Source organism: Arthrobacter sp. ok909, from assembly GCF_900104405.1.
GTDB lineage: Bacteria > Actinomycetota > Actinomycetes > Actinomycetales > Micrococcaceae > Arthrobacter > Arthrobacter humicola.
In genome coordinates this window covers 70519-96611 of record NZ_FNJS01000010.1, presented here as the reverse complement: position 1 = coordinate 96611, position 26093 = coordinate 70519, and the positions used below count along the sequence as shown (strand labels likewise).

Below are 26093 nucleotides of genomic sequence, written 5' to 3'. Positions count from 1 at the left end.
TCTCCTCGCACTCCGCAGACCGCGCTCGGCGATCCGGCACCGCCCGACGTCGGGCTGCAGCCCGACTCCTTAAAGCGTGGACCTTCCGGGGTCCATCCGCCAGATGCGTATCCGCGACCGGTTGTGTTTTGTTCGGCCCCGTCCCATCATGGAGCCGTGGGGCCGCCCGATGAGACTGCCGGCCGGTCACCGCGCCTGTGGCCCAAGGAGGTAGGGGCATGACCGAAACGGCCATCGAGCTCACAGAAGTCACCAAAAGATTCGGCTCCTTCACCGCCATCGACAACCTCAGTCTGCGGGTCGAACGCGGGGAAATCTTCGGCCTGCTCGGGCCCAACGGATCCGGCAAGACAACCACCATCAACATGATCAGCGGCCTGAGCCGTCCGACCTCCGGCGCGGTCACGGTCCTTGGCGTGGACATGCTCGTGGATCCTCAGAGGATCCGACGTTCGCTGGGGACGGTGCCGCAGGAGAACGCCCTCTACGAGGAGCTCACGGCCGAGGCCAACCTCCGCTTTCACGCCGACCTCTTCGACGTGCCCCGGAAGGGCCTCGAGAAGCGGATCACGTCATTGCTCGAGCTCGCGCAGCTGGACGAGCGGCGAAAGAGCCGCGTCTCCACCTTCTCCGGCGGCATGAAACGACGTCTGGCCCTGGTCCGGGCACTGCTCCACGAACCCGAGCTGCTCTACTTCGACGAGCCCGCCCTGGGAGTCGATGTGCAGAGCCGGCGCGCGCTCTGGGACCGGATCCTCGAGCTCAAAGAGCGCGGAACCACCGTGCTCATCACCACGAACTACCTCGAAGAGGCGAACGTCCTCTGTGACCGGCTGGGCATCATCGACCGCGGGCGCCTCGTGGCGCTGGACTCGCCGTCGAACCTTCGCCGCAGCTTCGGTGACACGGTCCTGGAAATGCGCACCCAGCCGGTGCCGACGGAGGACATCGTCCGGAAAGTCCGCGCCCTGCCCGGTGTGGTTTCCGCTGTCGCTGCCGACGAATGGCTGAAGGTCACTGTGGAAGGGGGCGCCGCCGTCACCGGCAAGGTGGTGACGGCGGTGGTCGAATCCACGAGCCTCGAGGAGATCCAGAGCCGGGAACCGAGCCTGGACGAGGTCTTCCTGAGCCTGACAGGCAAGGAGCTCAGGGAATGAGCCTCCGACACAGCCTGCGTGTGGTCCGGGCCGTCGCGGCGGTCGACATCCGCCTCACCCTCCGGGAACCGCTGTTCGCGATAGCCGGCATCATCATCCCGATCAACTTCTTGCTGCTGTTCCTGCTGTTCGCCATCAGCGGGGGCCAGGCGCCGATCGCTGTGGTGATGAATGACCGGGGACCGTTGGCCGGGCAATTCGTTCAGGCCATGGAGAACTCTCAGTCGTTTATCATCCATACGGCCTCCCCGGCCGACGCGGAGCGCGAGATCCGCGCGGGAACCGTCGTCGCCGTCGTGACGGTACCGCAAGACTTTGATGCCGCGCTCAACACCGGACGACGGGTGGACATCCCGGTCGAGCTCAACAACCTCAACGTCGATTTCACCAACGACATCCGGCGGGCGGTGCCGCTGTCCATAACATCCTTCTACGCCAACGCGTTCCCTGAACAGGTCGTCGTGAGGGCGCTCGAGTCCGACGTCCAGGAGCACGACACCGGCTACATTCCCTACCTGGCCGTCAGCATCGTGGTGGCCGGGCTGATGCTCGCCGCGCTGTTGCAGGGAAGCGTCAACGCCGCGCGGGACTACGAGCTGGGAACCATCAAGGAACTGGCACTGGCCCCGGTTAGCCGGCTTGCGATCGGGCTCGGAAAAATTCTTGGCGCAGCCGCGCTCACTGCAGCGTCGGCCATTCTGGTGCTGGGCGTCGTCATCCTGGTGATCGGGGTGCAGCCCCTCCATCCCCTGGAGGTACTTGGGTTTGGCCTTTTGATGATCGCCGCCTTTCTTGCCCTCGGTGTGCTGGTCGGGACACTGGTCCGCCGGCGCCAGCAGGCGATCCCGCTCTCCATCGCCTGCGTCCTGCCGCTGTTCTTTCTGAGCGGTCCGTTCGGACCGGCGAACTGGCTGGGCGAAGTTCCCGGGGCGATCGCGGCCGTGTCCCCGCTCACCTATGCGATCGCCGCCTTCCAGCACGCTTTTCACGGTTTCCAGACGGCCACCCAGGACCTGACCGTCGACACGATGGTCCTGGCAGGGTTCACCCTTCTGACAGTCGCGCTCACCGCGTTTGTTTTCGGTCGCCGGGGGGTCGCGCACTGATGGGGTCCCTCCGGGCGGTGCTTGCCATCGCGGCCAAAGACATCGTGACGTGGGTGCGCACACCCTCGGCGATCGCGGTCAGCCTGCTGCCGCCGATCGCCTTCTTGCTGATCATCTTCGTCGTGGCGGGGGCAACCGGCCGCAATCCGGTGGCAGTGGTGGCCGAGGACACCGGCCCGCAGGCTCAGCGCCTGGTCTCGATCCTCAATGACTCCGACGCGTTCCGCGTCCAGGCCGCAACACCGGATGAGGCGGCGCATTTGCTCGACACCCTCCAGGTGGCCGCCGTGATCACCATCCCTGTCTCCTTCGACGACGACTACCGGATGCACCGGCCGGACCCGGTACAGATCCGGATCAACAATCTGAACCTGGACTTCACCAACGACCTCCGCCGATCGCTGCCGACGGCGATCACGCGCTTTTACGAGGGCGAGCCGGACAACCCCATCATGGTCGGCGTCGCCGAGTCGGATCTGAGGCCGCATGACGTTGACCTCGTGCAGTTCGAACTGGTGCCCATCCTCGTGCTGCTGCTGACGCTCATGGGTGTCGTCAACGGCGGGCTGGCCACCGCCCGGGAATTTGAGGACCTGACCATCAAGGCGCTGCTGCTTGCACCGATCGGCCGTGGTGCCCTGATCGCCGGGAAGATCCTTGGATGCTGGGTGACCACCATGCTGGTGGCAGCGCTGGTGCTGGTCCTGTCGGCGGTCTCGGGCTTCCTGCGGCCGGCGGGCTGGTACTGGCTGCCGGCGCTGGCCGTGATCGGGCTGATCGCACTCGCGGCGGCCGGGGTCGGGGCCGCCCTTGGAGCCACCTTTCGCCGGTTTGCGCCGGTATCGGCGGCCGGGATCAATGTGGCGATCTACCTCTTCTTCCTGAGCGGCGGAATCAGCGTCGCGGCGTTCCTGCCCGGGTGGATTCAGACCATAGCGCACTTCACGCCGACGTTTTACGGGGTGGATGCGCTGGAGGCCGCGATCTTCTACCAGTCGACCGACAACCTTGGCCGGGACGTGGCGGTGCTGGTGCTGACGGCCACAGGCGGCCTGGTCTTGGGCATCATGTCACTCCGGCGGCGGCTTGAGGCCTTTTAGGGCCGCCCCGGAGGAAGGCTTGGCCCCGAAACGTCGGGGACGGGAACCTCGGTACTCGAGATCACTCCCCCAGAGGAACCACCATCACGGGAACACCGGAGAACTCCAGAACACGCAGGGTGTGGCTGCCGATGTAGCGGGTTGCACTGCCGGGACGGTCCACCAACGCCACTACGATCAGGGCCGCCTTGGCTTCGCGGGCCTCGGCCAGGATTTCGGCCGCAACCCGGCCAGAGCGACGGCTAAGAGACACCTGCACTCCTGCCGCCGCCCCCAGCGCGGCCACGTGGCGGAGCGCGGCCTCGGCTGCCAGATCCGCATGTCTGGCCAAGGCGGCCGGGTCGATGGCACCGGGATGTCTATCAAGCGCCCCGGGGTCCCTGACCGTCACGACCCGCAGGCTCGCGCCCAACCGGCGCGCATACTCGACGGCCACTTCCGCTGCGCGGAAAGCTGCCCGGGAGTCATTGACTGCCACCAAGATCACATCGCTCATCGGGTCCCCCTCGTGTCGGAATCCTGCGCCAGGATTGCTGAGTTTCCTGTGGTTCCCGTGTTTCCTGAGTTCCGGTCAGCCGCCCAGCGCAGGCGCAGGCTCTCTTCAAGTTCCTGCGCGTCAAGCTGCCGCCGGATACTCTGCAGTTCATCTTCCAGTCTGGGAATCCAGCGGTTTTCAACCGCCCGCTGCCGGGTCCGGGTCGCGGCGAGTTCGGCAGCCAGCAGCAGTTCCGCACGCTGCACCGCGGCGTAGCGCACCCCGGCCTCGAGAGCCCTGCGATGAACGGCGGCCGCGTAGGACAAGGCCGAGCTTCCCCCCGCGTGTGGCGCCGCCGGGAGCCGGCACTCGGGGTCCTCCGGATACAGCACACCCATGGCGCTGCCCCACGGCACGCTGACCCAGGCGGGCTCCAGCGGAGCCGCTGCCTCAATCCGCATGCTGCCGTCCAGGGCGGCAGCCCGACGCAGCCAGAGCGCTGCTTCCTTGGCCAGCTCCTCCCACTCCGCCCGGCTCAGTTCCATGCGAAGTTGGAACCGTTCCAGCTCGTCCGCCAGGATGTGCTGCTTCCGGTCCAGCAGGCGCGCGCCGTGGCGGGCTGTCATCAGCCGGCGCTCCACCCGGACCTTGCCTGCCCGGCCCGTGCTGGTCATGGCCGGCCTTCCCGATGGGGAAGATACCGTTCCAGGAACGCGGTCGAAACCATGGTCAGCTCCTGTTCCGGAAGCGCACCCAGCGCCGCCCATGCCCTGCCCAGGGTGTCGTCCAGGGACCTGATTTCGTCGCGCCCCTGGTTGAAGAGACCCGTTTCCACCAATTCCCGGTAGTGGATGTAGCTGCGGTCGGTTTCGCTCAGCGCCGCCGCACCCACTAGTTCCGCCAGTTCCGCCGCCTGCCGCGCGCGCGCCATGGCGGCAAGAACCTGGGCGGCCACGTCAAGGTGGTCCTCGCGGGTCCGGTCTTTGCCCGCGCCGCTGCGCATGAGTCGGGACAGCGAGGACAGGACGTCCACCGGCGGGTATATGCCGCGTGCCGCAATGTCGGGCGCAAGGACAATCTGCCCCTCCGTGATGTAGCCGGTCAGGTCCGGTACCGGATGGGTGATGTCGCCGGCCGGCATCGTCAGCACCGGAACGATGGTGACGGAACCATCGTGGTCCTTGACCCGCCCGCACCGCTCATAGAGGGTGGCGAGATCGCTATAGAGGTAGCCGGGGTAGCCCCGCCGGGCCGGGATCTCCCGCCGCGCCGCAGACACTTCCCGAACCGCTTCGGCATAACTGGTCATGTCCGACATGATCACCAGAACGTCGTGGCCCTCAGTGTAGGCGAGTTGTTCGGCAATCGTCAGCGCGATCCGCGGCGTGAGGATCCGTTCAATGACGGGATCGTCGGCAGCGTTGAGCAGGAGCACCAACTCCTTCCCGGCGGAGCGTTCTTCAAGACGGTCACGCACATACGCGATATCCGCGTGCGTCAGCCCCATGGCGGCGAACACCACCCGGAATGAGTGGCCGCCTGACGTCGCCTGTGCCGCGATCTGGGTCGCCAGCGTCAGGTGTGGCAGACCCGGAACGGAGAAGATGGGGAGTTTCTGTCCCCTGACCAGCGTGGTCAAGGCATCGATGACCGAGATGCCGGTCAGGACCGGTTCCTGCGGGGGCTGCCGGTAGACCGGGTTCAGCGGCCAACCGCTGACCGGCAGGCTTGCCGTGCCCGTCACGGGCGGTCCGCCGTCGAGCGGTTCCCCACGTCCATTGCAAACTCTGCCGAGCCACTCCGTTCCCACCTGGACGTGAAGGGGACGGCCCTCGAAGCGGATCCGGATTCCTCCCAGCGACATGCCGTCGGTGCTCTCGAGGACCTGCAACGTCGCGAGGTCCTGGTCCACTTCGAGGACGAGGCCATGGCGCCGCTCGCCGCCGTCCATGTCGATGGTGGCAAATTCATCCCAGCCAACGCCATCAACCCCGCCCGCAATGAGTAGCGGCCCGCGGAGCTCCCGCACATCTCCGTAGGAGATCTGCGCGGCGAAGCCTGCCGACAACGGGACGGACCCGGCACCGTCGGATGCCGAGGCTGTTGCATCATTCATTGCAGGGCCTCCAATGCCTTGAGTACCTCGCCGCTGAGGGCTTGGACAGCGGCCGCGTCCGACGGACCCGTTTCCTCACGGGCGCGAAGCACCCGACCGAGATCGGCTTGTTCGATCGTGGTGGCTGCCACGCCCCCTTCCACAAGTCTCTGGCAGGAATCAACGACGTCGAGCACAAGATCCAGCAGAGCGGCACCTTTGTCCGCCGAACAGAAACCATCGTTGACGCTGAGCGCGTTCTGCATTAGCACGCCATCGCGCAGCAGGCGCCCGCCGAGCAGCACCATCCGTTCGTGGCCCGGCAGCGACGATGTCCCGATGATCTCCGCCAGTTCGGCCAATCGGTCTGACTCCGCCAGAAGGGCGGCGGCCCGGGCCCGGCGCTCGGCCCAGCCCGGATCCCCGTTGGCCGCATGCCAGCTGCCGAGTGCTTCCGCGTCGCGGGCGAACGAGCCTGTCCAGCTCACCGCCGGATAATGCCGGGAATAGGCGAGGTCGCGGTCCAGCGTCCACAGGGAGCGGACGAAGCGCTGGGAGTCCGTGGTTACGGGTTCCGTCATGTCGCCGCCGGGCGGCGAAACGGCCCCGATCACAGTGACGGAGGCGGTCATCCCACCGAGCGTTGTCACGCGGCCGGCCCGCTCGTAGAAGGAGGCAAGTTCGGACGCAAGATTCGCCGGGTAGCCCTCTTCGGCAGGAAGGTCGCCGTTGCGGTTGGCGAATTCACGCAAAGCTTCGGCCCACCGGGAGGTCGAGTCCGCGATCACGACGACGTCGTACCCCATGTCCCGGTAGTACTCGGCGACCGTGATCCCGGTGAAGATACTGGCCTCTCGCGCCATCATCGGCATATTGGAAGTGTTGGCGATAATGACGGTGCGTTCGATCAGCTTCCCGCCGGTCCGCCCGTCCTCGAGCTGGGAGAGTCCGTCGAGGACATCAGCCATCTCGTTGCCCCGCTCCCCGCAGCCCACATAGACAATCACGTCGGCGTCGCTCCACTTGGCGATTTGCTGCAGCAGGAGTGTCTTCCCTGTACCGAAGCCGCCTGGCACCGCTGCCGCGGCCCCGCGCGCCACCGGAAATATCAGATCCAGGACCCGCTGGCCGGTATGCAGCGGCACGGTGCCGGAGTGCCTGGACTGGAAAGGACGCGGCCGGCGCACGGGACAGCGTTCGGCCAGCTCCACCTCGCGGCCGCCGATCACGGCTACGGTGTCGAGGACGTGGACCCGACTCTCCGGGGCCAGCCAGCTGAGCTCGCCGGACACGCCCGCCGGCACCAGGACCCGGTGTTCCACCGCCCCGGAATTGGGGACCGTGCCCAGGACTTGGCCGGCAGAGACAGTGGTGCCGGGCACCGCCGCCGGTTGAAAGGTCCAATCGCGGGCCAACACCGCGGGGTCTTCCGCGGATCCGGACCGCTCCGGGGTCAGCCACATCGGCGCGGACGACAACGGCCGCATCAACCCGTCAAACACGTGTCCCAACAGTCCCGGCCCCATGAGGCCCGCGAGCTCATCACGCGTGGGGACGGCAACATCGCCGGCTTTCAACCCGCCGGTATATTCATAGGCCTGCAAGGTTGCCCGGTTCCCTGCAATGGCGACAGCTTCGGCGCTGATGCGCCGGGGACCGACGGCGATCAACTCCAGCATGGACAGTCCTTCCACCCCCTCGATCTCCACCAGAGGTCCGCTGACACGCACCACGGTGCCGACCCGCCGGGCCGTTACGGGGTCCACAGCTCACGCGCCGCGGGCATGGCGTCCAGGGTCATCTCAGCCAGTACAGGCAGGGAAAGGTCCAGGCGGCGCGGACCGGTCTCGGCGAAGACGCCGCCCTCGAGGGTCTCTGTCACGAGGGCATCAGGGCCCAGCAGTTGCCGGCACAGTACTGTCAGCCGTGCCACCAGTTCCGGGTAGCGCGGGTCTGACGTGAGTCCGGCCGCAGCCTCCCGCACCCGGCGGTGCAGTTCCAGCCGGAGGGAACTGCGCTGTGCCAGGACCAGCTCGTGGGCCTGGCGGCGGGCCCGCGCTGAGCGTAGTGCCGCCTCGGAGCGGGCCGCGTCTTCGCCTTCCTTCACTGCTGCGGCGAGGATCGCTGCGGCTTCGGCCCGTGCGGCATCCAGCAGGGCACCGGCTTGCCGGCTTGCGTCGTCTTTGAGCTCAGCGGCCTGCTGTTCGGCCGCCGAGCGCAGTGCCCGCCGCACCGGCTCCAATGTGGCGTCTGCTTCCGGTGACAGCCCGCTCATGCGGGAAGCACCACGGTCATGGGCGAGAGGGGATCGGTCAGGGCCGGCTCCAGCGCGCGTGCAGAACGGGGGGTGAGGATCACGATGGCCGTGTCCGGGGGCAGTGCCGTCCACGCGCGGCGGATTTCCTCATCCGTGGAACCGGTGAAGATGACGACGCCGGCGAGCCGGAACCCGTCCAGCAACGCCAGTTCACCAATCGCGGCAATGGTTCCGGGCATCGTTCCAGCTCTCCGCGCTCATGCCTTGCCGATAAGGATGATGGCGATGATGAGGCCATAGATGGCGATTCCTTCCGCGAGCCCGACAACAACCATGGCCCGGCCGAAGATTTCCGGGCGTTCACTCATTGCCGCCAGTGCCGCCGATCCGGTGTAGGCCACGGCAAATGCCGCCCCGATCGATGAGCCGGCCACGGCGATGGCCGCCGCGATCAGGGCCGATCCGCCGGCACCGGTGGTCGTGTCAGCGGCCGCCGCGGCCAGGGCAGGCACCTGGCCTGTTGCGGCGGCCGGGCCTGCACTCAACGCGCCGGCCAGAAGGGCCAGGGCTCCTCCCATCACGGCGACGTTGAGCGCCGCCAGCACCTTGAATGCCGATTTTCGCCAGCGTTTGACGAGGAGGACGGCTCCTGTAGCGGCGATAAGGAAGACAGGGATGGCGCCGAACCAGAGGTTCACGGTGATTGCCTTTCAGCCGGTGTGCCGGACGGGATGACCGAAGTGGCGGCGGCCGGATCCCCGGCGGTGGTGGTCAGTTCCGGTGACCACGGCCTGAACGGGCGCCCCTCGGCCTGGAAGACGCGGGAAAAAAGTTCGTAGTATTCGAGGCGCAGGGCCTGGATTCCGGCCACCAGCGCTTCAAGTGCGAAAGTCACGGCATTTCCGACGACGAACACCAGGACGGCGGCGGCAGCGCGCCAATCCGGTCCCCACAACGCCGTCGTCCCGTTCCAGACCACCGTCAACAACGCTGCGTGCGTCAACCCGAAGGCAGCGAGTCGGGCAAAGGAGACCAGGTTCGAGCCCAGCCGGATCACCGTGTCCACAAGCTCGACCAGGGCCTGGAAGACGGCGGTGGCCCCGCCTCCGGCTTCTACGAAGAGTCCGATGTAGATGAAGATGAGTGCGCCGAGACAGATGACCGCCGCGGCAGCCGTCAGGGACCCGGTGCCCGTCGCGAGTCCCCAGACGAGGAGCCCCAGAGCAAGGAACAGAAGGGAGCCGGCGACGCCCGAGCGGGCGTACAGGGCGTAGGCCCAGCCGCCCTCCCTGACACGGTTGATGGTGCCGACGGCGTAGGAGCCGGCAAGCAGCAACGCTCCCACCCACAGGCCGGCGATCAGGAACTGCACCGGGTCTTCCAGGGGTTGCAGCCACAGCACCGGCACCAGGCCGGTGGGGCCAAAGGCCTCCCCGTACAGCGCGCCGAAGAACATCGCGGCCAACCCGGCTGCGCTCACGAACGGCCAGGTCTTGTGCAGTTTGGCCAGTCTTTTGCTCCGGCCCGTGCGGAGGAAGAGTCCCATGCCCAGCAGGATCGCGCCGTGTCCCACATCGCCGAACATCATCCCGAACATCAGCACGTAGGCCACGCCGGCGGCCCACGTGGGATCCAGATCCGCGTAGGGAACGGTTCCATAGGTATCGACGAGTGTCCGGAACACGCCGCTGCGCGCTTGTCCGCCAAGCAGCGTGGGTGGCTGGATCCACTTCGGCCGCGGCAGCGGGACAACGGCGGCCCCGAGCGGGGCAAGCCTGGCCGTCAGTGCGGGAATTTCGCGCCGTGGTGCCCAGGCCGCCAGCGCCGCGGCAGGCCCGGAGACGCTAGCGGCGGCCACCGCCTTGTCCAGTTCCTCGGCGCCGCGGCCCGGCGCGTAGGGAAGGTCAAGTTCGACGACGGCGCTGCGGGCCACTTCTGCGAGCATGCGCTGACGGTCCTGCTCGGGGACCACGAGGGCCACCCGTTCCATCCGGACGGGAGCCAGAGATTCACGCCGCGGCATCGAGCACCTCGCTTGACCCCGCGCCGGCGGCAGCCGCCGCCAGCGCCGCTCGGACACGCCAGGCATCCAGGGCCAGAACCGCGATGGCGCCGAGTACGACGTCCGGCCCGGGCATCGAACCCCGGAGTAGACGGAATCCATCGTTCTCCGCCGCGGCATACGCCCGCGCCTCAGCACGCCAGAGGTCCTTGGGGGACGCAACGCCAAGCACTACGCCCTGTTGAGAGTGCGGAAGGGCGGCGGTGAACCCTTGGATGTCGCTAGCGCTTTCCCAGGAACTGCCAAGTACTGGACGCAACAGGTGCAACACCTGCGCGGAGGGAGCGGCGCCGTCGACCAGCACGATCCTGGCGGCCACGAGTACACACGCCGCGCCGCACCACGGCCGCGCCGCGGCTGCCGTGGCGGCCAGCCTTCGCGCCCATGCGACGGTCAGTGCATCCCGCATCGGGCCCGGTCCGGCGGTGCCGACGTCACCCCAGGCGCTGGCGCGCAGGATGGCGGCGAGTTCTTCGGCCGAGCCCGCCGTCCGGAGCCGGGGCCACGCGGTGGCGAGCGCCCCAAGAGCGTAGAACTCCGGGGTGGGTCCTCCGCCGGCAAGGTGATGAGCTAGGGCCGCAATGTTTTCGATTTCATAAATCCCGGCAGCAGTCCGAGCGAGCGCCGTGCCTGACGCCGGAAGCCAGCCCGCCAGCACCCTCAGTTGCCACAGGACGGTTTCCTGGACGGCACGTTCGGCGGCCGCGAGCCCGCGGGCCCCGGCCAGGCGTTGCCCGTAGCTCGATTCCCGCAGGAGGGCCACGGCACTGTCCAGCGTCGGCTGGGTGGCCATCGCCCGGCTGGTCCCGGCACCGGCGCGCCGCTGCGCCATGGACCGGGCACGCACAGAGGCCGCGACCCAGTCGGCTTTCATGACTGCTCGGCGCTCTGTGGAGTCAGCAGGTTGTCGATGACCTCGCCGACGACGGCGGGAATGCGCGCCAGGCCGGTCTTTTCCAGTGTTGCAGCCTCTTGGCGTGCCTGTTCCAGCAGCTGCGCGTCCCGCTCCGACGCATCCTGTTCGATCCGGGCGGCGGCCCTGACGCGTGCCGCCTCGGCGTCAAGCCGGGCCCGGGCCACGATTGCTGCCGCTTCGGCGCGGGCCCGGGCCACGTCTCCTTCCGCGCTGAGGCGTGCCTCCGCAACGAGCGCCTCGCATGCTGCTACGTCGCCGGCGAGTGCAGCGAACACAGGTGCCAGTTCTGCAGCCCGCCCTTGGTCGTCTGCAGCCGGCACCCCGGCCGGCCCGGCAGCTCCCGGGGTACCTACAGGCCTGAAACGGTCCAGAATACTCAATCGCGCCATCTCGTCTCCCGGGAATTCCTCAGGGCCGCCTTCCGGGTCCGCAGAGCCACATTCCTGAGCAGGTCCTCACATCATCCCCTCGCTCCTGGCACGAAGGCAGAGACTAAAGACCCCAAGGTCGTCCGTCCTCATTGCGGCCGACGACCAGGATGCCCAACCGTCCCGACCCGTTCGCTAATTATGCTGCGCAGGAGCCGGAACCCCTCCCCCAGGGACAGGTCCGGCAGGTAGGCGCGGGTGAGGGCATTGGCGATGCCGGGCAGGGCTGCCGAGTCCGGATAGACCATGTAGAGAGGGACATAGCGGGGATGAAACTTGCTCTTGAAAGCCAAAAGGGACCGGAAGCCGTAGACGGGTTCAAGGGCGGATCCCAGACGATCCAAGAGCCGGTCCAGGCCGGCGGTCGCAGGCGGACGATCCGGCGTCCCGTCCGGGTGGAGGGTGGGAGACACCCGGGCCAGTGGCGCCCCCGAGAGGCTGATGAATTCGCAGTTCTCATCCTTGAGGGTCGTTGCTGCGGAGGCTATGAGGAACTCGATAGCCGGCCGGAAGCCGGTGCTGCGCCTCCTCATGAAATCAAGGGTCCAGCCGACGATCCGTCCGTTGCGGTAGACCGGAAGCCAGGAGGTGACCGCGTGGACCTGTTGGTGGGCGTCAATGGCGAGCAGGCAGCGAACTTCAGGGTCGTTGAGTTCGTCGAGCCCGCCAAGGGTGAACCCCATTTCGGGCATTTTGCGGTCCGCGACCCATTCTTCGGAGATGGCCAGGATCTGGGTCTGGATGCCCAGGCCGGCCGTGGGATAGCGAACCCATTCTGCATGGATTCCGGCCTTGGCCGCGTTGTTCAAGGCCGTGCGTATGTCCTGGAATCTCTTCCCTTTGAACGACAGGGTGTCCAGGGGCAGGACGGTTTCCTGGGCGACCTGGACGGAATCCCAGCCGAGGCCGGATGCGGCATCCCGGACCTCCGCAGCAACGGAGTAAAAGCAGGGCGTCCACCCATTGGTCCGGCAATAGCCGTAGAACTCCTCCACTACCGCCGGGGTCAGGTTCTTGGGTCCGACGGGGCCGCCGGCCGTCAGGGCGATCCCCGCGATGACGCGGTAGGCAATGAAGCTCTGACCCGTGTGGGAGAACCAGTAGGCGTTCCCGGCCCACGTGGTCATCCAGGACATTGAACTGCCTTCCTGTGATGTGAGAATCGCCAACGCTTTGTCTTTGTCATCGCCGTGCCGGGGGTGGGTCGGACGGACAAAGGACTTAAGGACCAGCACGCCCGTGATGGCCCAGAAGACAATGCCGACTCCCTCGTAGAGCAGAACTGCCAAGGTGCTCTCCGGGAAGAAGGCAGGTGGAACGTCCACCGTGAAGCCCAGCGGCAGGAATCTGTCGGGGACGTCGGCCACCAGATCGGCGAGTCCGGGGACGGGGGTGAAATCCGCTGCGAGGACCAGCCCGGCCGCGACATAGATAACGCCCAGGACGCCGGCCAGGGCCAGGACCTGCAGGGCGAGCCGGGTGTACGTCCCGGGGGGTGCGGCGATAGGAAACAACTTCCGGCAGGCCAAGACCACACCGAAAATCATGACGGGGACAAGAAGCGGGACCACAAGTGCCAGCGGTTGGGTGCTGTGGCCCGGCTGGCTCGCATCCACCAATGCCCCCGCGACCGTGTCCGGCCCTGCTGCCAGGAGCACCCCCACCAACGTAATGAGGGCCAGCAGTGATAGCGCGGCCTGGACCACCAGCACACCGGCCCAGGCGAAGCGCCGTCCGCGTCGGAGGCCCTCAGAGAGCAGCAGCAGAAGAAAGGACGGAACAATCGCCATGAAGATTGCGCCCGCCCCTGCCCTCAGTTGCAGGTGCGCGGCCTCACAGTCCCGGTGCTGGGCCGGGACTGCGCAGATGTTCTGCAGTGTCTGGGGGTCCACGGGCCGGATGTCCGTGAAGAGGAAGCGCAAAACCGAGAGCGGCCCGACAGCGTGGGGGGCCAGGCCCGCAACGACCGGTCCGACGGCCGAGACTGCCACGAGGAGGGCTATGAGGATCCTCCCCTCATGCCTTGAACTCACCGGGCGTACCAGCCGGGGGCGGCGGCCCAGAAGGACCGGGCCCAGGAGCGCGCCCGCAGCACCGGCTCCAAGTCGCGCCAGATCGGCGAACCCCCCGTTGTAGAGGGCGAGAAGAATCAGGAGCCCAAAGAGTCCCAGGCGGATCCGCCGCCGCCACAAGGTGCCCATGGAAGCCGTGGCGGCCATGGCGGTCCCGCAGATGAAAGCGCTCGGGCCAAGAAAAAACGTTCCGCCCACTTCCCGGGCCCAGTTCCCCGTCAGGGCACGGGTGCCCGCCCAAAATCCTGCGGCCGCCATGAGCCCCGCAATCTGGGTCGCAACCGCCGCCAGTGCGAATTTCCTGCTGCCCAGCTGCCGTTCCAACGGTATGCAGGCCAACAGCACCAGCACCGTTCCCACCACATAGCCGAGCAGGTCCCGGGCCCAGAACGCGGCGGTCAGAGGCGTCCACCAATGGTTCGGAAACGACTGCGCCGTTGCCGCCACATTGGCCCTCCAGTGCAGTGCAGGGCCGGAGACGATGCTCGAGGAAAGAAGACCCAGGATCCAGAAGACGGCGACAAACGCCAGTGTGACGGGAGCCCCTCGCAACACCGAGAGCAGCCAGCTCGCTGACCTGCGGCGACGGGTCCGCCTGTGCCCGGCGAGGGGCGGCGATTCTGGCACTGGGGATCCTTTCAGGATTTCGGGACACTCAAGGCAGGCCCATCCTGTCGCTTCCATTTGACCACTTACGTCCGAGCCCGCAAAAGGCTGTTCCCCTGATCGTTCATCGACGGCGGCCCAGGGCCGGAACGATGCTAGCACCCCTCAAACTCCCAGCTTCGCCCACGGCTGGCGTGCTATAAAAGCCCCTGAAGGCGCTTGCATTCCCTGTGCGGAGCAGCGTCCGGCCTTGGTGGACCGCCGGCCGTAACCCCAATCGCGGACAGGAGGAAACACGATGGAGCAGCTCCTCAATGTCAGTGTCATCGATGCGGCGTTGCTCTATTCCTTCTATGCCGTTTCCGCCCTCGCGGTCCTCTTCCTGTTCCTGCGCGCCGGGCTCCTGCCGCGCCGGGCCCGCCAGACGGGGCCATCAGCCGGGGAGGTCAGTGACCCGGCGTCGGCCGAAGCAAGACTGCCCGGACGGCGGAGGTGGCTCGTCACAGCGGCCGTAGCCGCGGCCGCCGGCGCCCTCACCGGAGCACTGACACTGTTTGTCTCCGAAGTGGTGCTGAACGTCTTCGGTTTGCCGCTGGACACGGACACCCGCACCTGGGTGATTGTCGCGTTCGCGGGGCTCGGCCTGGCTAGTGCGAGCCTGTGGCGGTCCCGCTGGTGGCGGAAGGCGGTCGCCGTCCTCGCCTGCCTGTTGTTCGTTGCGACAGCAGCGCTCGGGATCAACGCCGGATACGGACTGAACCCGACATTGGGAGCCATGGTGGGCATGAACCAGGCCAAGCATCTGACCCTGCCCAAACTGAATACGGCACAACAGCCGGGAGCCGGGTCAGCCCTCTGGCAAAGCTGGAAGGCACCTGCGGGGATGCCGGCGGTCGGACGCAGCGGGTCAGTCACGATTCCGGCCGATGCCTCCGGATTCCACGCCCGGGACGCCTTCCTCTACCTGCCGCCCGCCGCCCTGGTGGATAACCCGCCGTCCCTGCCGATCGTCATCATGATGATGGGACAGCCCGGAGGCCCCGAACAGAGCAAATCCGCCGTCGAGGAACTCGATGCCCTGGCACAGCAAAACCACGGACTGGCCCCGCTGCTCCTCACGGTGGATCAGCTGGGCGATCCCTACAAGAATCCTGTCTGCGTCGACTCCGCCAAAGGCAACGTCTACACCTATGTCACTACCGACGTCGTCAACTACATCCGCAAGAACCTCAACGTGGCGACCGACCGGACCCAGTGGGCCGTGGCTGGATATTCCAACGGCGGGGAATGCGCGCTCTCGTTCGCGGCCAAGCGACCGGAGATTTTCGGCTCGCTGCTGGACATCTCCGGAGAGCTGGAACCTGTGGACGGCACCGCGGCCAATACCGTGAAAACCATTTTCGGCGGGAGCCAGGCCGCGTTCACTGCGGAGAAGCCCGCAACGATCCTCAAAGCCCACAAGTACGCCGATGAGCTCGCCATTTTCACTAACGGCGCCCTTGACCCGCAATACGGGCCCCAGAGCGCCGCGGCCGAGAAGTACGCGAAGGCCGCCGGCATGACAACGCGCCGGTTCGTCGGGCCCGGAATCGGACACCGCGGGGACGCTGTGAGCTACGGCCTCAAGTCCGGTCTGCCGCTGCTCTTCCAGCGATTCGGCCTGGCCCCGTCATGAGGGCCGCTACCGCCCTCAGTCCGCTGGGCTTCTGAGCTCGCGTGCCGGGCGGCCGACGGCCCGACACCGCCTAACCCTCCTCCCCTGACCTTTATCTAGTCCCACCTCCTGATTGGAACCCCATGTCTGTGCCAATTCTGGCCGCCCAAGACCTCACCAAGACCTACGGTCGCGGGCCCGACCGCTTCGACGCCCTCAAAGGCGTCTCCCTGGAGATCGGCCGCGGAGATTCCGTGGCGATCGTGGGAAAGAGCGGCTCCGGAAAATCAACGCTGATGCACATCCTCGCGCTCCTGGACACCCCCGGCGGCGGGCAGGTCCACGTCGACGGGACTGACGCGAAGACCCTGAGCGGCCGGCGGCTCAACGCGCTGCGGAACACCATGTTCGGCTTCGTGTTCCAGCAGTTCTTCCTCAACCCCGGTTCCACCGTGCTGGAGAACGTCGTCCTCCCCCTCAAGATCGCCGGCGTCGGCAGCCGTGAACGACGCGCCCGCGGGATGGCCGTCCTGGAACAGCTCGAACTGGCCGACAAGGCCAGCAACAAAGCCGGCAACCTCTCCGGCGGCCAGAAACAGCGGGTCGTCATCGCCCGGGCCCTGATCAACAGTCCCCAGGTCCTGTTCGCGGACGAGCCCACCGGGAACCTGGACACGGCCACCGGGCGCATCGTCGAGGACATCCTGTTCGACCTCAATTCCAACCACGGCATCACCCTGATCACCGTCACCCACGACCACGACCTTGCCGCCCGCTTCAACCGCCGTCTCTATATCCGTGACGGCCTGCTGATCAACACCGACGAGGAGCACGCGGCATGAACCCGCTCGAAATCCTGAAGACCGCCATGGCGAACAGCTTCCGCAGCAAGTTGCGCACGCTGCTGACCATCCTGGCGATCTTCGTCGGAGCCTTTACCCTGACCATTACCAACGGCCTTGGCACCGGCATCTCCAATTACATCGACAGCCAGATCGCCGCCGTCGGCTCCAGCAATTCCTTCACGGTCGGTAAAACTGACACGAGCGGCAATCCTGCCTCCGGACCGAAGAAATACGACGCCACTACGAAAGTCCTTGCGGCCGGCGGACGGCCGGGTTCCACTCAGCTGGCCCTCGGCCAGGCCGATCTGGACGCGATCGGCGCCATCCCGGGTATCACCGGCGTCACCCCGGTGACCCGGCTCAGCCCGGACTTCATCCAATGGAACGACCACGACAGGTACCAGCTGTCGGTCAGCCCCCTTGCCGGGGCGCAGCCGCAGCTCGCGGCGGGCGCTGCCCTGGACGATTCCGCAGCCCAGCCGCAGCTGATCCTTCCCTCCAGCTACGTGGCCCCGCTCGGCTTCGCAGACAATAACCAGGCCGTGGGTCAGGACGCCACGATCGGCATCACCGACGCGACCGGAACCATGCACCCTATCACCGCCCGCATCACCGGCATTGAACAGAGCGCCCTGCTCGGCGGCGGCGGCGCTTTCATCAACAAGGCCCTCTCAACAGCCCTCGCCGATGCCCAGGGGACCGGCGCACCGGCCGCGTCAAAGTCCGTCTGGGCGAACGTGACAGCCAGTTTCGCACCGTCCTCCGCCGCCCAGGTCAACGACATGAAGGGCAAGCTCGCCGCAGCCGGCTACACCGCCCAGACCCTCGATGACCGGATCGGCACGGTCAAAACCGTCATCAACGGGATCATCGGCGTCCTGGACGCCTTCGCCGTCATCGCCCTGGTGGCCGCAGGCTTCGGGATCGTGAACACCCTGCTGATGTCCGTGCAGGAACGCACCCGGGAAATCGGCCTCATGAAAGCCATGGGCATGGGCAGTGGATCCGTCTTCGCGCTCTTCAGCACCGAAGCGGCATTTATCGGCTTCCTCGGAAGCGCCATCGGCTCCGCTGCCGCAATCGGGCTCGGCACCGCAGTGAGCGGCGCCTTGGCCCGCGGGCCCCTCAGCGATCTGGAGGGGCTCCACATCCTCGCCTTCGCTCCCGGCTCCGTTGCCGGCGTCATCCTCCTGGTGATGGCCATCGCCTTCATCGCCGGAACCCTCCCGGCGTGGCGGGCAGCGCGGCAAAACCCGATCGATGCCCTCCGCTACGAATAAGGCAGGCCAGGGCCTCGCCGCTGCCGGCCGCAGGCCTCTTCCGCGGCCGGCTCGCGAGGCTTAGACTCGATTGGCTTGACGAAACAGGGAGAAGTTCGGCATGAGACTCGTCGTCGATCTCACTAAATGCCAGGGTTACGCGCAGTGCGCCTTCCTCGCCCCGGACGTCTTCACGATCCAGGGGGACGAGGCACTCACGTACGACCCCGCCCCTGACGAGGAACAGCGAACACGGATCCGGCGGGCCGCGGCCGCCTGCCCCGTACAGGCCATCCGGCTCGACCAGCTTGAGGAGCCGGCGAGTTCGCAACCTCCGGCAGAAACCCCAGGTACGGCAGCCGCTATCGGAAGCAACGGGGGCACGTTCAAACGATCCGGAAGGATCGTCGTCGTAGGCGCGTCACTGACCGGCCTGCGTGCAGCGGAACGGCTGCGCGAGGAGGGGTTCACAGGCTCGCTGACCCTGATCGGCGAGGAAACACACGAGCCGTATGACCGGCCGCCGCTGTCGAAACAGGTCCTGGCCGGTGCGGTACGGTCCGAAGACACGTCGCTGCCACGCCGCCGGCCCCTCGACGTCGACTGGCGTCTGGGCGTCGCGGCCACAGGACTGGATCTGGCCGCACGACAGGTACAGCTCGCCGACGGTAGCCGGATCGGGTTCGACAAGCTGTTGATCGCCACCGGGGTGCGGGCCCGGTCCTGGCCCAACGCAGCGGAGGCGGCGCTGGCAGGAGTCCTGACCTTGCGAACCCGGGAGGATGCGGCCACGCTTCGGAAGCTCCTGGCCGGCCGCCCTCGTCGGGTCCTGGTCATTGGCGCCGGGTTCATCGGTTGCGAAGTCGCTTCGGTGTGCCGCGAACTCGGCCTGCCGGTCACTGTGGCGGAGGCGGGTCCGGCACCGCTCGGCGCGGCGCTCGGCGGTGTGATCGGCGCAATCGCCGGAGAACTGCAGGAAGAGAACGGCGTGGATCTGCGCTGCGGCGTCAGGGTGGTTTCGCTCGAAGGCGACGCGACCGGACAGCTGTGCCGCGCCCACCTGTCCGACGGCACAACGCTGGACGTGGACGTGGCCGTCACCGCGCTCGGGGCCGTCCGTAACGCCGAATGGCTCGCCGGTTCTGGGTTGGCGAGCGGCCCGTGGGGCGTCGCGTGCGACGCCGGCTGCCGCGCTTTCGATGTCAACGGGCTGGTCACTGACGATGTCTTCGTCGCCGGCGACGCGTCCCGCGCCCCGCAGCCGATGTTCGGCTACCAGTTCCTCGCCGTCGAGCACTGGGGCAACGCGATCTCCCAGGCCGAGGTTGCAGCACACAATATGGTCAGCGGTGAGACCGAACGCTGGCCGCACCTTGCCGTGCCGAAATTCTGGTCCGTCCAGTTCGGCACCGAAATCAAGAGCGTGGGCGTGCCTTCGGTCGCGGATGAGGTCGCCATCGTGCAAGGATCGGTCGCGTTGCGGCGGTTCCTGGCCGTCTACGGCTACAAGGGACGCATCGTGGCCGCGGTGGCGTTCAACCAGAACAAATGGCTGGAATTCTACGAACCGCTGATCGAGCAGGCGGCGCCGTTCCCGCCCGCGTTCCACCATGTTGACGAACCCGCCGAAGCCCGGCCGGTGCCGGCCGGATTCCCGGCCGCCGCCAACCCCACCCAGGACGCGACCGTCGTCGTAACAGGCCACTATCCCAATGAGCGACGCGCCAGGCTGACTGACCGCCGCGTCCCGTAGACCGCCGCCCCGGAGACCGGCAACCACCGGCCCCACGACCCAAGGAGCCTTCGCCTTGTCCCAGCCCAGCACATGGGAGCAGATCCTCGACTACTCCAACCGGGCCAACCCGTACCCCTTCTACGACGAGCTCCGCAAGACCCCGGTGACACGGCTTCCGGACGGAAGCTACCTCGTGAGCACCTACGCGGAGATCGCCGCCCTGCTGCACGATCCGCGGGTCAGTTCCGACATTGAGCGCAACCCGGCGGCCGCTGCGATGCGCGCCGCCGCCGGTGAGGACGAGGAAGGGGACGGGCCGGGCATGACTCCAACGTTCCTGAGCATGGATCCTCCTGATCACGACAAGTTCCGGCGGATCACCATGCGGCATTTCGGATCGCCCACCACGCCGGGCAGGGTCGCGGGGATGGAGGCAAGGATGACGGAAATTGTCACCGACCTCATCGACAACATGGCGGCCCGAAGCCGGATCGACGTCGTCGATGACCTCGCGTATCCCCTGCCCGTCACGGTGATCTGCGAACTTCTTGGAGTGCCTCCGGGGGACGAACAGCGCTTCCGGGTCTGGGTGGACGTTGCCCTGCAATCCACGGATCCCGGCCTCGATCCCGAAACACAGCAAAAGAAGCGGATTGAGGCCGGCAAGGAACTGCGGGCTTTCATGCAGGAGCTGGTCGACGCCCACCGGCGCGCTCCGGGGACTGACCTGCTGTCAGCTATGGTCACCGATGACGGCCCGGAAGGCCGCATGCCGGACGAACAACTGGTGGGCACCGGGCTTCTCCTGCTCATCGCCGGCCATGAAACCACCGTGAACCTCATCTCCAACGGCGCCCTGACCTTGCTGCGCCACCCGGCCGAGCTCCAAAGGTTGGGCGATGATCCCGGCCTGGCCATCCCCATGGTCGAGGAGCTGCTTCGCTACGAGCCGCCCGTACATTTCGTCCCGTTCAGAACCGCCCTGGATGACATCGACATCGCCGGCACCACCATCCCGGCCGGTGCTTCCCTCACCCTGGTCCTGGCCGCGGGCAACCGGGACCCCGCCCACGTGGCTGATCCCGGCCTCTTCATCCCAGACCGGCGCAACAACCAACACCTCGGCTTTGGCGGCGGCGTCCATCTCTGCTTCGGGGCGCCTCTGGCCCGGCTGGAAGCGCAAATCGCCCTCACCGCCTTCGCCACCAGGCTGGAGAACCCGCGGCTGGTCTCCGACCCGCCCCCGTACCGGCCGAGCCCGTTCCTGCGCGGCCCCTCCCACCTCCGGGTGGACGTCGACGGCGTCCGCGCCCTGGCCGGGCCACCGGCGGCGGCACGGTCCGGTAGGGCCGACTGACCCGGCGTTGGCTGCGGCCCCGGCGTTGGCCTTGGCCTTGGCCTTGGCCTTGGCCGGCTAGCGGTAGATGTTCTGGTGAATCCTGGCGGCGCCTTCCGATTCCAGCTTCTGCGTGTCCGCGTCGTCTCCGACGAGGCGAAAATTGAGACGGCCGTGGTCGAGGCCCAACTCCAAGATGTGGGTCCCGTGGGACAGGTCCCCACATGCTGCAGCTGATGACGGCGAGCTTACTCGACGTTCAGGGCGCAGAACATACGCCACGGGTCCTGAAGCTCCCAAAAAGTGCCTTCCCCGCGGCACGGCTCTTAACGCCTAATAGCCAGGGGCTTCATCGGAATCACGCACGACACCCGCTCCAGAAGGACATCCCCTGAGCCCGCCACGCGGTTGTGCCTACCGGTGTCATCGCCAGTCAATGTTGTACGGCACGGCGGTGACCACCGCATCTCCGGCCACCGCCCGAAGAGGTACGACAAATGTGTAGGAGAACTGCCGACGAAGAGCAACCCGAAATCGGGGCAAGCAGCAACAGGGCACCCATCAGCGCAGCGGTCGTGAACCGCCGGCCACGGTACTTCAGACAGAATGCCATGCGGTCATTGTCGGCGGAACAACAGCCCGGGGACACGGTTGTGCCGGATTCGTGCCCTGATCGTTGCCGAAGTCTGCCACGTCTGAATGAGCCGGTTACCTCACCCGAGGGAGGGTCCGGCTGTGCCGGTTCTCTGACACGGGAGGATCGAATCTGGCGTCCTCCAGGGTCGCTCCGTCGTGGAACCAGCGACGGTTGTTGTAAAAGCTGATGGCCGGGACCGAGAATGGCGAATCCCGTCACCTCATGGCCGCTTTGGACAACGAGGTGCTTGGTCCCCTCGCGGGGCTCGAGGATATTGCGGCGCCACACAGACGCCGCACGTCCGACGTCGAGGCCGTCAAGATACTGATCGGTCATGACGCCACGGTACGTGGCCCGCCAGGCCGCAACGTGAATCTCTGCCAGCCGTGCGGCGTCGTCTTCGGTCGCGGCCCTGACGCTGGTATCCGGAGTGGTCATGCTCGCGAATCTACCAACTGAGGTCACCGGGGCCGTGCGGCGCGCGCGGGAGGGACTCTCCCGCACGGAAAGAGGTTAGGATCGCAACGCCGGGATGCCTCTCGCCCGCTCGGCCACGCATATTCAAGGAGCCCAAGTGAACCGCGCCCTTCTCGTCATCGACGTGCAGAACGAATACATCTCCGGAAATCTGCCGATCGGTTTCCCCGACCCGGAAGTGAGCCTCGCCAACATCGGCAAAGCCATGGACGCCGCTACGGAAGCGGGCATTCCTGTCATTGCGGTCCAGCAAACTGCGCCGGAAACATCGCCCATTTTCGCCCGCGGCAGCCACGGATTCGCCTTGCATCCCGTCGTCAGCAACCGTAGCCATGACCACCTGATCGAAAAGACCCTTCCCTCCTGCTTCGCCGGCACAGATCTCGCGGAATGGCTCGCTGAGCGTGACATCGACACAGTCGTGATCGCCGGGTACATGACGCAGAACTGCGACGAATCAACCGCCCGGGACGCGGCACACCGTGGACTGAAGGTCGAGTTCCTCTCCGACGCCACAGGAACTCTAGCCATGTCCAACCACGCGGGATCACTGGGCGCCGAAAAGCTGCACACCGCCGTGCTCATGGTCCTGCAGTCGCGCTTCGCCTCTGTCCTGACCACCGGTGAGTGGATCGACGCTGTTGAACACGGCACGCCCGTCCCGAAACCGGACATTTTCGCCAGCACTCAGGCAGGACGCGACGCGGCCGCAGGTCGGGGCTGACCATCCTGCTCCATCCGGCCAAGCAACGCCCTGACATAGGTGCGCTTCCACCCGGGTCGGCCGGTCCGGAGGGGGCCTGTCACTACCTGTATCAACAGCCACTCCCAAACATGCCGATTCTGCGGTTTTCTGTAGAGGAAACCCTGGCGGCCCCACGCGGACCGTCTCCAAGCTCCGGTTCCGGAGACATGAAAGGAAGTCCCGATGTCTACATGGCTCATCACAGGATGCTCGACCGGACTTGGCCGGGCCCTCGCTCAAGCAGTGCTCGCGCACGGCCACAACGCCGTCGTCACGGCACGAAACGCCGCCACCCTGGAGGACATCGCGGCCGAATACCCGGGCACCGCACTGGCCCTCCCCCTCGACGTCACCGACAAGGCACAGATCAGCCAGGTGGTTGAGCAGGCCCGGACGCGCTTCGGCGGCATCGACGTGCTGGTCAACAACGCCGGCTACGGCTACCGCGCCGCGGTGGAGGAAGCGGACGACGCCGACATCCGGCAGTTATTCAACACGAACGTCTTCGGCGCCGTCGACATGATCAAAGCGGTCCTCCCGGACATGCGCGCGAGGAGGGCAGGGAACATCCTGAACATCTCCTCCATTGGAGCACGCATCTCACCGGCCGGGTCCGGCTACTACTCGGCAACCAAGGCGGCCCTGGAGGGCCTGTCCGGGTCCCTCCACAAGGAACTGCAGCCCCTCGGCATCAAGGTCACCGTGATCGAGCCCGGTGCGTTCCGGACCGACTTCGCCGGCCGCTCACTCACCCAGTCGGCGACGGCGATTCCGGACTATGCGCAGACGGCCGGGAAGCGACGCAAGGAGAACGACACGGTCCACGGCACTCAGCCGGGCGACCCGGCCAAGGCCGCAGAAGCCATCCTGGCAGTTGTCGACAGCGCCAACCCACCCTCGCTCATGGTGCTCGGCAAAGACGCTTTCGACGCCTTTGCCGCCGTCGCCGACGCACAGCGCACGCAGCTGGACCAATGGCGCGAGCTCAGCCTCAGCACGGGCATCGACGGCTGAACAGGCCCGGCGGCGTCAACGCCCGGGCCTACGTTCAGACCGCGCGGTACCGGAGCGAGCCGGGAATCTCGCCCCGGGTCCCCAGGCTCTCCCCGTACGCGAATTTTGCCCAGAGTGCCCGCATCGCCCGGCCATGGGCGTTGACCTCGTCCCAGGTCGCACCGGCAAGGAGTCCGGCGGACTCCCACGTCCGCTGGTGGCCGAACAGCAGCGGCAGGTCAACCGTGTGTGCGGCGCCGTAAATGTTGCCGGGTGCCCGCCAGGACAGCACGTAGCTGTGGGCCCGTCCGCCCGCGCGCACATGCCGTCTGGCAAACTGTCTGGCTGACTTGCCGTACACCACTTCGGTGACCACCCAGGTGACGGCCTTGAGCACGGCGCTGCCGACGACGGGAATCCGCGCCACCCGGCTGAGGCGGGGGCTTTGGGGCAGGAACAGCCGGGCCTCCTCCGCCGTGTGGCCAATGAGGATGTCGATCCCCGGCGCGGCAGCATTCCAGGCCTGGTCAACCTCGGATTCCTTCGGCAGGGGCGCGTGCCCGTACTGGGTTCCGAACGGCATGGCAGCCATGAGCCCGAATTTGCTGGCAGCCCGGGCCACGTCCTCCTCGAGGGCGACGACCTCCATCGCCGGGGTGGCGTCGGTGACGGCTTCCGCGGCGGCGCCCATGGCGGCGCTCATCTTTTCCCGCCCGCGGGTAATCCCCAAGGGTGCGCTTTGGATGATGGCCCGCTGGAAGAGGGACGCCGCGTCCGGCGTCGCCATGAGGTGCGCGACGGCGTCGCCGCCGGCCGACTGCCCGAAAGCGGTGACCCTGCCCGGATCGCCACCAAAGGATGCGATGTTGCGCTGCACCCAGCGGAACGCCTCGATCTGGTCCAGCAGGCCCAGGTTGGCGGGCCGGCCGGTGCTGGTGGACAGATATCCGAAGATGCCCAGCCGGTAGGTCACCGAGACGACGATGACGCGGGTTTCGGCAACCAGCACGGCCGGGTCGAAAATCGCCAGGTCCCCCGAGCCGGACGTGTAGGACCCTCCGTGCAGCCACACCATGACCGGCAGCCGTTCGCCGTCCTCGACGTCGGCGGGCAGGGTGATCGACAGATGCTGGCAATGCTCGTCGCCGGGGAGTTCGCCGTAGCGGGTGCCCAGCACGTCGTCCAGGAAGGGGACCGGGGCCTGCGGGCACGCCGGGGAGAGGGACGTTGCCGTGAGCACGTCCGTCCAGTCGGAGGCCGGCGCCGGCGGCTGAAAACGGCCCGCGGTGGCGTATGGAATGCCGGTGGCACGCACGACGGCGCCGTCGCGCCATCCGGTGACGGGACCGCACGGCGGTACGAAAGAATGGTCCGCAGTCATACCGGTTCAGCCGTTTTTCAGCAGGGCCACATCGGAGACAAGGTCAATGTGCTCCAGCATTGCCGCCGCGGCGGCAGCCGAATCCTGAGACCTGATCGCATCGGCGATTTTGCGGTGGGAGGCGAGCGACTGCTCCGGACGGCCGGGCTGTCCAAGCGATTCGAGGCGCGTTTCCAGGACCATTCCGGCGATGAACGTCATCAACTGGGCCAGCACGGCCGAATGGGCGGCGGCGGTCACCGCCTGGTGAAAGAGCTCGTCGCCTCGTGCACCGCGGTCTCCGGTGGCGACTTCTTCCGCCATGGCCTCGAGGGCCTGATCGATGGCCTTCATATCCTGCCCGGTGCGCCGTGCCGCGGCCAGCTCGGCCAGCTTGACCTCGAGCGTGCTGCGCGCCTCAACGATCTCGGGCAGCCGGCCGCGGTGCTCGCGGACGCCCTTGATCACCGAAGGAACGTTGGGCCGGTAGACCAGCACTGCACCTGTGCCGTGCTGGACGTCGATCACGCCGAGCACTTCCAGGGCCACCAGGGCCTGCGCCAGCGTTGCCCGCGAAACCCCCAGCCGCTCGGCAAGGTCCCGCTCAGCAGGCAGCGTGTCGCCAGGACACAGCTGGGCGGCCTCGATGAAATCCATGATCTGCTCCACCAGCTGTTCGTAGAGCCGCGGCCGCGAAACGCGGGAAATCTGATGCGTTGCTGCCTGCTTTGCCATGCGCGTCCTTCCAGCCTGTCCTGACTTCTAAGACTACCGGAGA

23 protein-coding genes are annotated in these 26093 nt (G+C 67.0%); 10 read left to right on the top strand and 13 right to left on the bottom strand.

Translation table 11 applies throughout. The features are described from left to right. Positions 1–218 precede the first annotated feature (218 nt). From BLR03_RS10395 to BLR03_RS10385, 3 genes are read left to right on the top strand one after another with little or no spacing between them, the layout of a single operon-like run. Positions 219–1157, top strand: coding sequence for an ABC transporter ATP-binding protein (locus BLR03_RS10395; RefSeq protein ID WP_091252276.1), 939 nt, complete (start codon positions 219–221; stop codon positions 1155–1157). After that, entirely contained in the window at positions 1154–2263 is a 1110-nt protein-coding gene (locus BLR03_RS10390; protein WP_139184515.1) for an ABC transporter permease, read from the top strand. The genes BLR03_RS10395 and BLR03_RS10390 overlap by 4 nt, the downstream gene beginning before the upstream one ends. Then, positions 2263–3363, top strand: coding sequence for an ABC transporter permease (locus BLR03_RS10385; protein ID WP_091252272.1), 1101 nt, complete (start codon positions 2263–2265; stop codon positions 3361–3363). The genes BLR03_RS10390 and BLR03_RS10385 overlap by 1 nt, the downstream gene beginning before the upstream one ends. A 61-nt stretch (positions 3364–3424) precedes the next feature. Here BLR03_RS10385 and BLR03_RS10380 read toward each other — a convergent pair whose 3' ends face one another. The 11 genes from BLR03_RS10380 to BLR03_RS10330 form a co-directional block, all read right to left on the bottom strand. Then, on the bottom strand, positions 3425–3859 hold the full coding sequence (locus BLR03_RS10380; protein WP_091252270.1) for a universal stress protein: 435 nt from the start codon (positions 3857–3859) through the stop codon (positions 3425–3427). After that, entirely contained in the window at positions 3856–4512 is a 657-nt protein-coding gene (locus BLR03_RS10375; RefSeq protein WP_175460487.1) for a V-type ATP synthase subunit D, read from the bottom strand. Before BLR03_RS10375 ends, BLR03_RS10380 begins: the two co-directional genes overlap by 4 nt. Further along, positions 4509–5954: a V-type ATP synthase subunit B gene (locus BLR03_RS10370; protein WP_091252266.1), complete on the bottom strand. Its 1446-nt coding sequence runs from the start codon at positions 5952–5954 to the stop codon at positions 4509–4511. The genes BLR03_RS10375 and BLR03_RS10370 overlap by 4 nt, the downstream gene beginning before the upstream one ends. Then, complete coding sequence (locus BLR03_RS10365; protein ID WP_091252264.1) at positions 5951–7699, bottom strand: V-type ATP synthase subunit A; 1749 nt, start codon at positions 7697–7699, stop codon at positions 5951–5953. The genes BLR03_RS10370 and BLR03_RS10365 overlap by 4 nt, the downstream gene beginning before the upstream one ends. Beyond that, on the bottom strand, positions 7687–8208 hold the full coding sequence (locus BLR03_RS10360; protein WP_091252262.1) for a hypothetical protein: 522 nt from the start codon (positions 8206–8208) through the stop codon (positions 7687–7689). The genes BLR03_RS10365 and BLR03_RS10360 overlap by 13 nt, the downstream gene beginning before the upstream one ends. After that, positions 8205–8429: a V-type ATP synthase subunit F gene (locus BLR03_RS10355; protein ID WP_091252260.1), complete on the bottom strand. Its 225-nt coding sequence runs from the start codon at positions 8427–8429 to the stop codon at positions 8205–8207. The genes BLR03_RS10360 and BLR03_RS10355 overlap by 4 nt, the downstream gene beginning before the upstream one ends. Positions 8430–8447: 18 nt before the next feature. Beyond that, positions 8448–8888: an ATP synthase subunit C gene (locus tag BLR03_RS10350; protein WP_091252259.1), complete on the bottom strand. Its 441-nt coding sequence runs from the start codon at positions 8886–8888 to the stop codon at positions 8448–8450. Further along, positions 8885–10213: a V-type ATPase 116kDa subunit family protein gene (locus BLR03_RS10345; RefSeq protein WP_139184514.1), complete on the bottom strand. Its 1329-nt coding sequence runs from the start codon at positions 10211–10213 to the stop codon at positions 8885–8887. The genes BLR03_RS10350 and BLR03_RS10345 overlap by 4 nt, the downstream gene beginning before the upstream one ends. After that, on the bottom strand, positions 10200–11126 hold the full coding sequence (locus BLR03_RS10340; RefSeq protein ID WP_091252257.1) for a hypothetical protein: 927 nt from the start codon (positions 11124–11126) through the stop codon (positions 10200–10202). Before BLR03_RS10340 ends, BLR03_RS10345 begins: the two co-directional genes overlap by 14 nt. Further along, positions 11123–11443: a hypothetical protein gene (locus tag BLR03_RS10335; RefSeq protein ID WP_091252254.1), complete on the bottom strand. Its 321-nt coding sequence runs from the start codon at positions 11441–11443 to the stop codon at positions 11123–11125. Before BLR03_RS10335 ends, BLR03_RS10340 begins: the two co-directional genes overlap by 4 nt. Before the next feature lie 242 nt (positions 11444–11685). Beyond that, positions 11686–14295, bottom strand: coding sequence for a bifunctional lysylphosphatidylglycerol flippase/synthetase MprF (locus tag BLR03_RS10330; protein ID WP_254788371.1), 2610 nt, complete (start codon positions 14293–14295; stop codon positions 11686–11688). Between the two features lie 277 nt (positions 14296–14572). Here BLR03_RS10330 and BLR03_RS10325 point away from each other — a divergent pair, with 277 nt between their 5' ends. The 7 genes from BLR03_RS10325 (at position 14573) to BLR03_RS10290 (ending at position 23976) form a co-directional block, all read left to right on the top strand. Beyond that, positions 14573–15949 carry an alpha/beta hydrolase gene (locus tag BLR03_RS10325; protein WP_091252250.1) on the top strand — a complete coding sequence of 459 codons (1377 nt, stop codon included), beginning with the start codon at positions 14573–14575 and terminating at the stop codon, positions 15947–15949. Positions 15950–16071: 122 nt separating this feature from the next. Continuing rightward, positions 16072–16770 carry an ABC transporter ATP-binding protein gene (locus tag BLR03_RS10320; protein WP_091252248.1) on the top strand — a complete coding sequence of 233 codons (699 nt, stop codon included), beginning with the start codon at positions 16072–16074 and terminating at the stop codon, positions 16768–16770. Beyond that, positions 16767–18053 (top strand): ABC transporter permease, encoded by a 1287-nt coding sequence (locus BLR03_RS10315; RefSeq protein WP_091252246.1) that lies wholly within the window; start codon positions 16767–16769, stop codon positions 18051–18053. Before BLR03_RS10320 ends, BLR03_RS10315 begins: the two co-directional genes overlap by 4 nt. A gap of 100 nt (positions 18054–18153) precedes the next feature. Next, positions 18154–19785: an FAD-dependent oxidoreductase gene (locus BLR03_RS10310; RefSeq protein ID WP_091252245.1), complete on the top strand. Its 1632-nt coding sequence runs from the start codon at positions 18154–18156 to the stop codon at positions 19783–19785. Between the two features lie 55 nt (positions 19786–19840). After that, the gene (locus BLR03_RS10305; RefSeq protein WP_091252242.1) at positions 19841–21124 is read left to right on the top strand and encodes a cytochrome P450; all 1284 of its coding nucleotides are present in this window, start codon (positions 19841–19843) and stop codon (positions 21122–21124) included. A gap of 1190 nt (positions 21125–22314) precedes the next feature. Further along, complete coding sequence (locus tag BLR03_RS10295; RefSeq protein ID WP_217639759.1) at positions 22315–22941, top strand: cysteine hydrolase family protein; 627 nt, start codon at positions 22315–22317, stop codon at positions 22939–22941. 204 nt (positions 22942–23145) lie between these two features. Beyond that, positions 23146–23976 carry an oxidoreductase gene (locus BLR03_RS10290; protein ID WP_091252239.1) on the top strand — a complete coding sequence of 277 codons (831 nt, stop codon included), beginning with the start codon at positions 23146–23148 and terminating at the stop codon, positions 23974–23976. A 34-nt stretch (positions 23977–24010) separates the two neighbouring features. On the opposite strand, the gene BLR03_RS10285 is transcribed toward BLR03_RS10290, so the two are convergent. Together BLR03_RS10285 and BLR03_RS10280 are read right to left on the bottom strand one after the other, a co-directional pair. After that, entirely contained in the window at positions 24011–25336 is a 1326-nt protein-coding gene (locus tag BLR03_RS10285; protein WP_091252237.1) for a carboxylesterase family protein, read from the bottom strand. A gap of 6 nt (positions 25337–25342) precedes the next feature. Continuing rightward, positions 25343–26050, bottom strand: a complete 708-nt coding sequence (locus BLR03_RS10280; RefSeq protein ID WP_091252235.1) for a FadR/GntR family transcriptional regulator — start codon at positions 26048–26050, stop codon at positions 25343–25345. Between the last annotated feature and the right edge of the window lie 43 nt (positions 26051–26093).

Bases quoted from the DNA above. Each gene is read 5' to 3' on its own strand.
- BLR03_RS10395 (WP_091252276.1), top strand. From the start codon at position 219: ATGACCGAAACGGCCATCGAGCTCACAGAAGTCACCAAAAGATTCGGC.
- BLR03_RS10390 (WP_139184515.1), top strand. From the start codon at position 1,154: ATGAGCCTCCGACACAGCCTGCGTGTGGTCCGGGCCGTCGCGGCGGTC.
- BLR03_RS10385 (WP_091252272.1), top strand. From the start codon at position 2,263: ATGGGGTCCCTCCGGGCGGTGCTTGCCATCGCGGCCAAAGACATCGTG.
- BLR03_RS10380 (WP_091252270.1), bottom strand. From the start codon at position 3,859: ATGAGCGATGTGATCTTGGTGGCAGTCAATGACTCCCGGGCAGCTTTC.
- BLR03_RS10375 (WP_175460487.1), bottom strand. From the start codon at position 4,512: ATGACCAGCACGGGCCGGGCAGGCAAGGTCCGGGTGGAGCGCCGGCTG.
- BLR03_RS10370 (WP_091252266.1), bottom strand. From the start codon at position 5,954: ATGAATGATGCAACAGCCTCGGCATCCGACGGTGCCGGGTCCGTCCCG.
- BLR03_RS10360 (WP_091252262.1), bottom strand. From the start codon at position 8,208: ATGAGCGGGCTGTCACCGGAAGCAGACGCCACATTGGAGCCGGTGCGG.
- BLR03_RS10355 (WP_091252260.1), bottom strand. From the start codon at position 8,429: ATGCCCGGAACCATTGCCGCGATTGGTGAACTGGCGTTGCTGGACGGG.
- BLR03_RS10345 (WP_139184514.1), bottom strand. From the start codon at position 10,213: ATGCCGCGGCGTGAATCTCTGGCTCCCGTCCGGATGGAACGGGTGGCC.
- BLR03_RS10340 (WP_091252257.1), bottom strand. From the start codon at position 11,126: ATGAAAGCCGACTGGGTCGCGGCCTCTGTGCGTGCCCGGTCCATGGCG.
- BLR03_RS10325 (WP_091252250.1), top strand. From the start codon at position 14,573: ATGGAGCAGCTCCTCAATGTCAGTGTCATCGATGCGGCGTTGCTCTAT.
- BLR03_RS10320 (WP_091252248.1), top strand. From the start codon at position 16,072: ATGTCTGTGCCAATTCTGGCCGCCCAAGACCTCACCAAGACCTACGGT.
- BLR03_RS10315 (WP_091252246.1), top strand. From the start codon at position 16,767: ATGAACCCGCTCGAAATCCTGAAGACCGCCATGGCGAACAGCTTCCGC.
- BLR03_RS10310 (WP_091252245.1), top strand. From the start codon at position 18,154: ATGAGACTCGTCGTCGATCTCACTAAATGCCAGGGTTACGCGCAGTGC.
- BLR03_RS10290 (WP_091252239.1), top strand. From the start codon at position 23,146: ATGTCTACATGGCTCATCACAGGATGCTCGACCGGACTTGGCCGGGCC.
- BLR03_RS10285 (WP_091252237.1), bottom strand. From the start codon at position 25,336: ATGACTGCGGACCATTCTTTCGTACCGCCGTGCGGTCCCGTCACCGGA.
- BLR03_RS10280 (WP_091252235.1), bottom strand. From the start codon at position 26,050: ATGGCAAAGCAGGCAGCAACGCATCAGATTTCCCGCGTTTCGCGGCCG.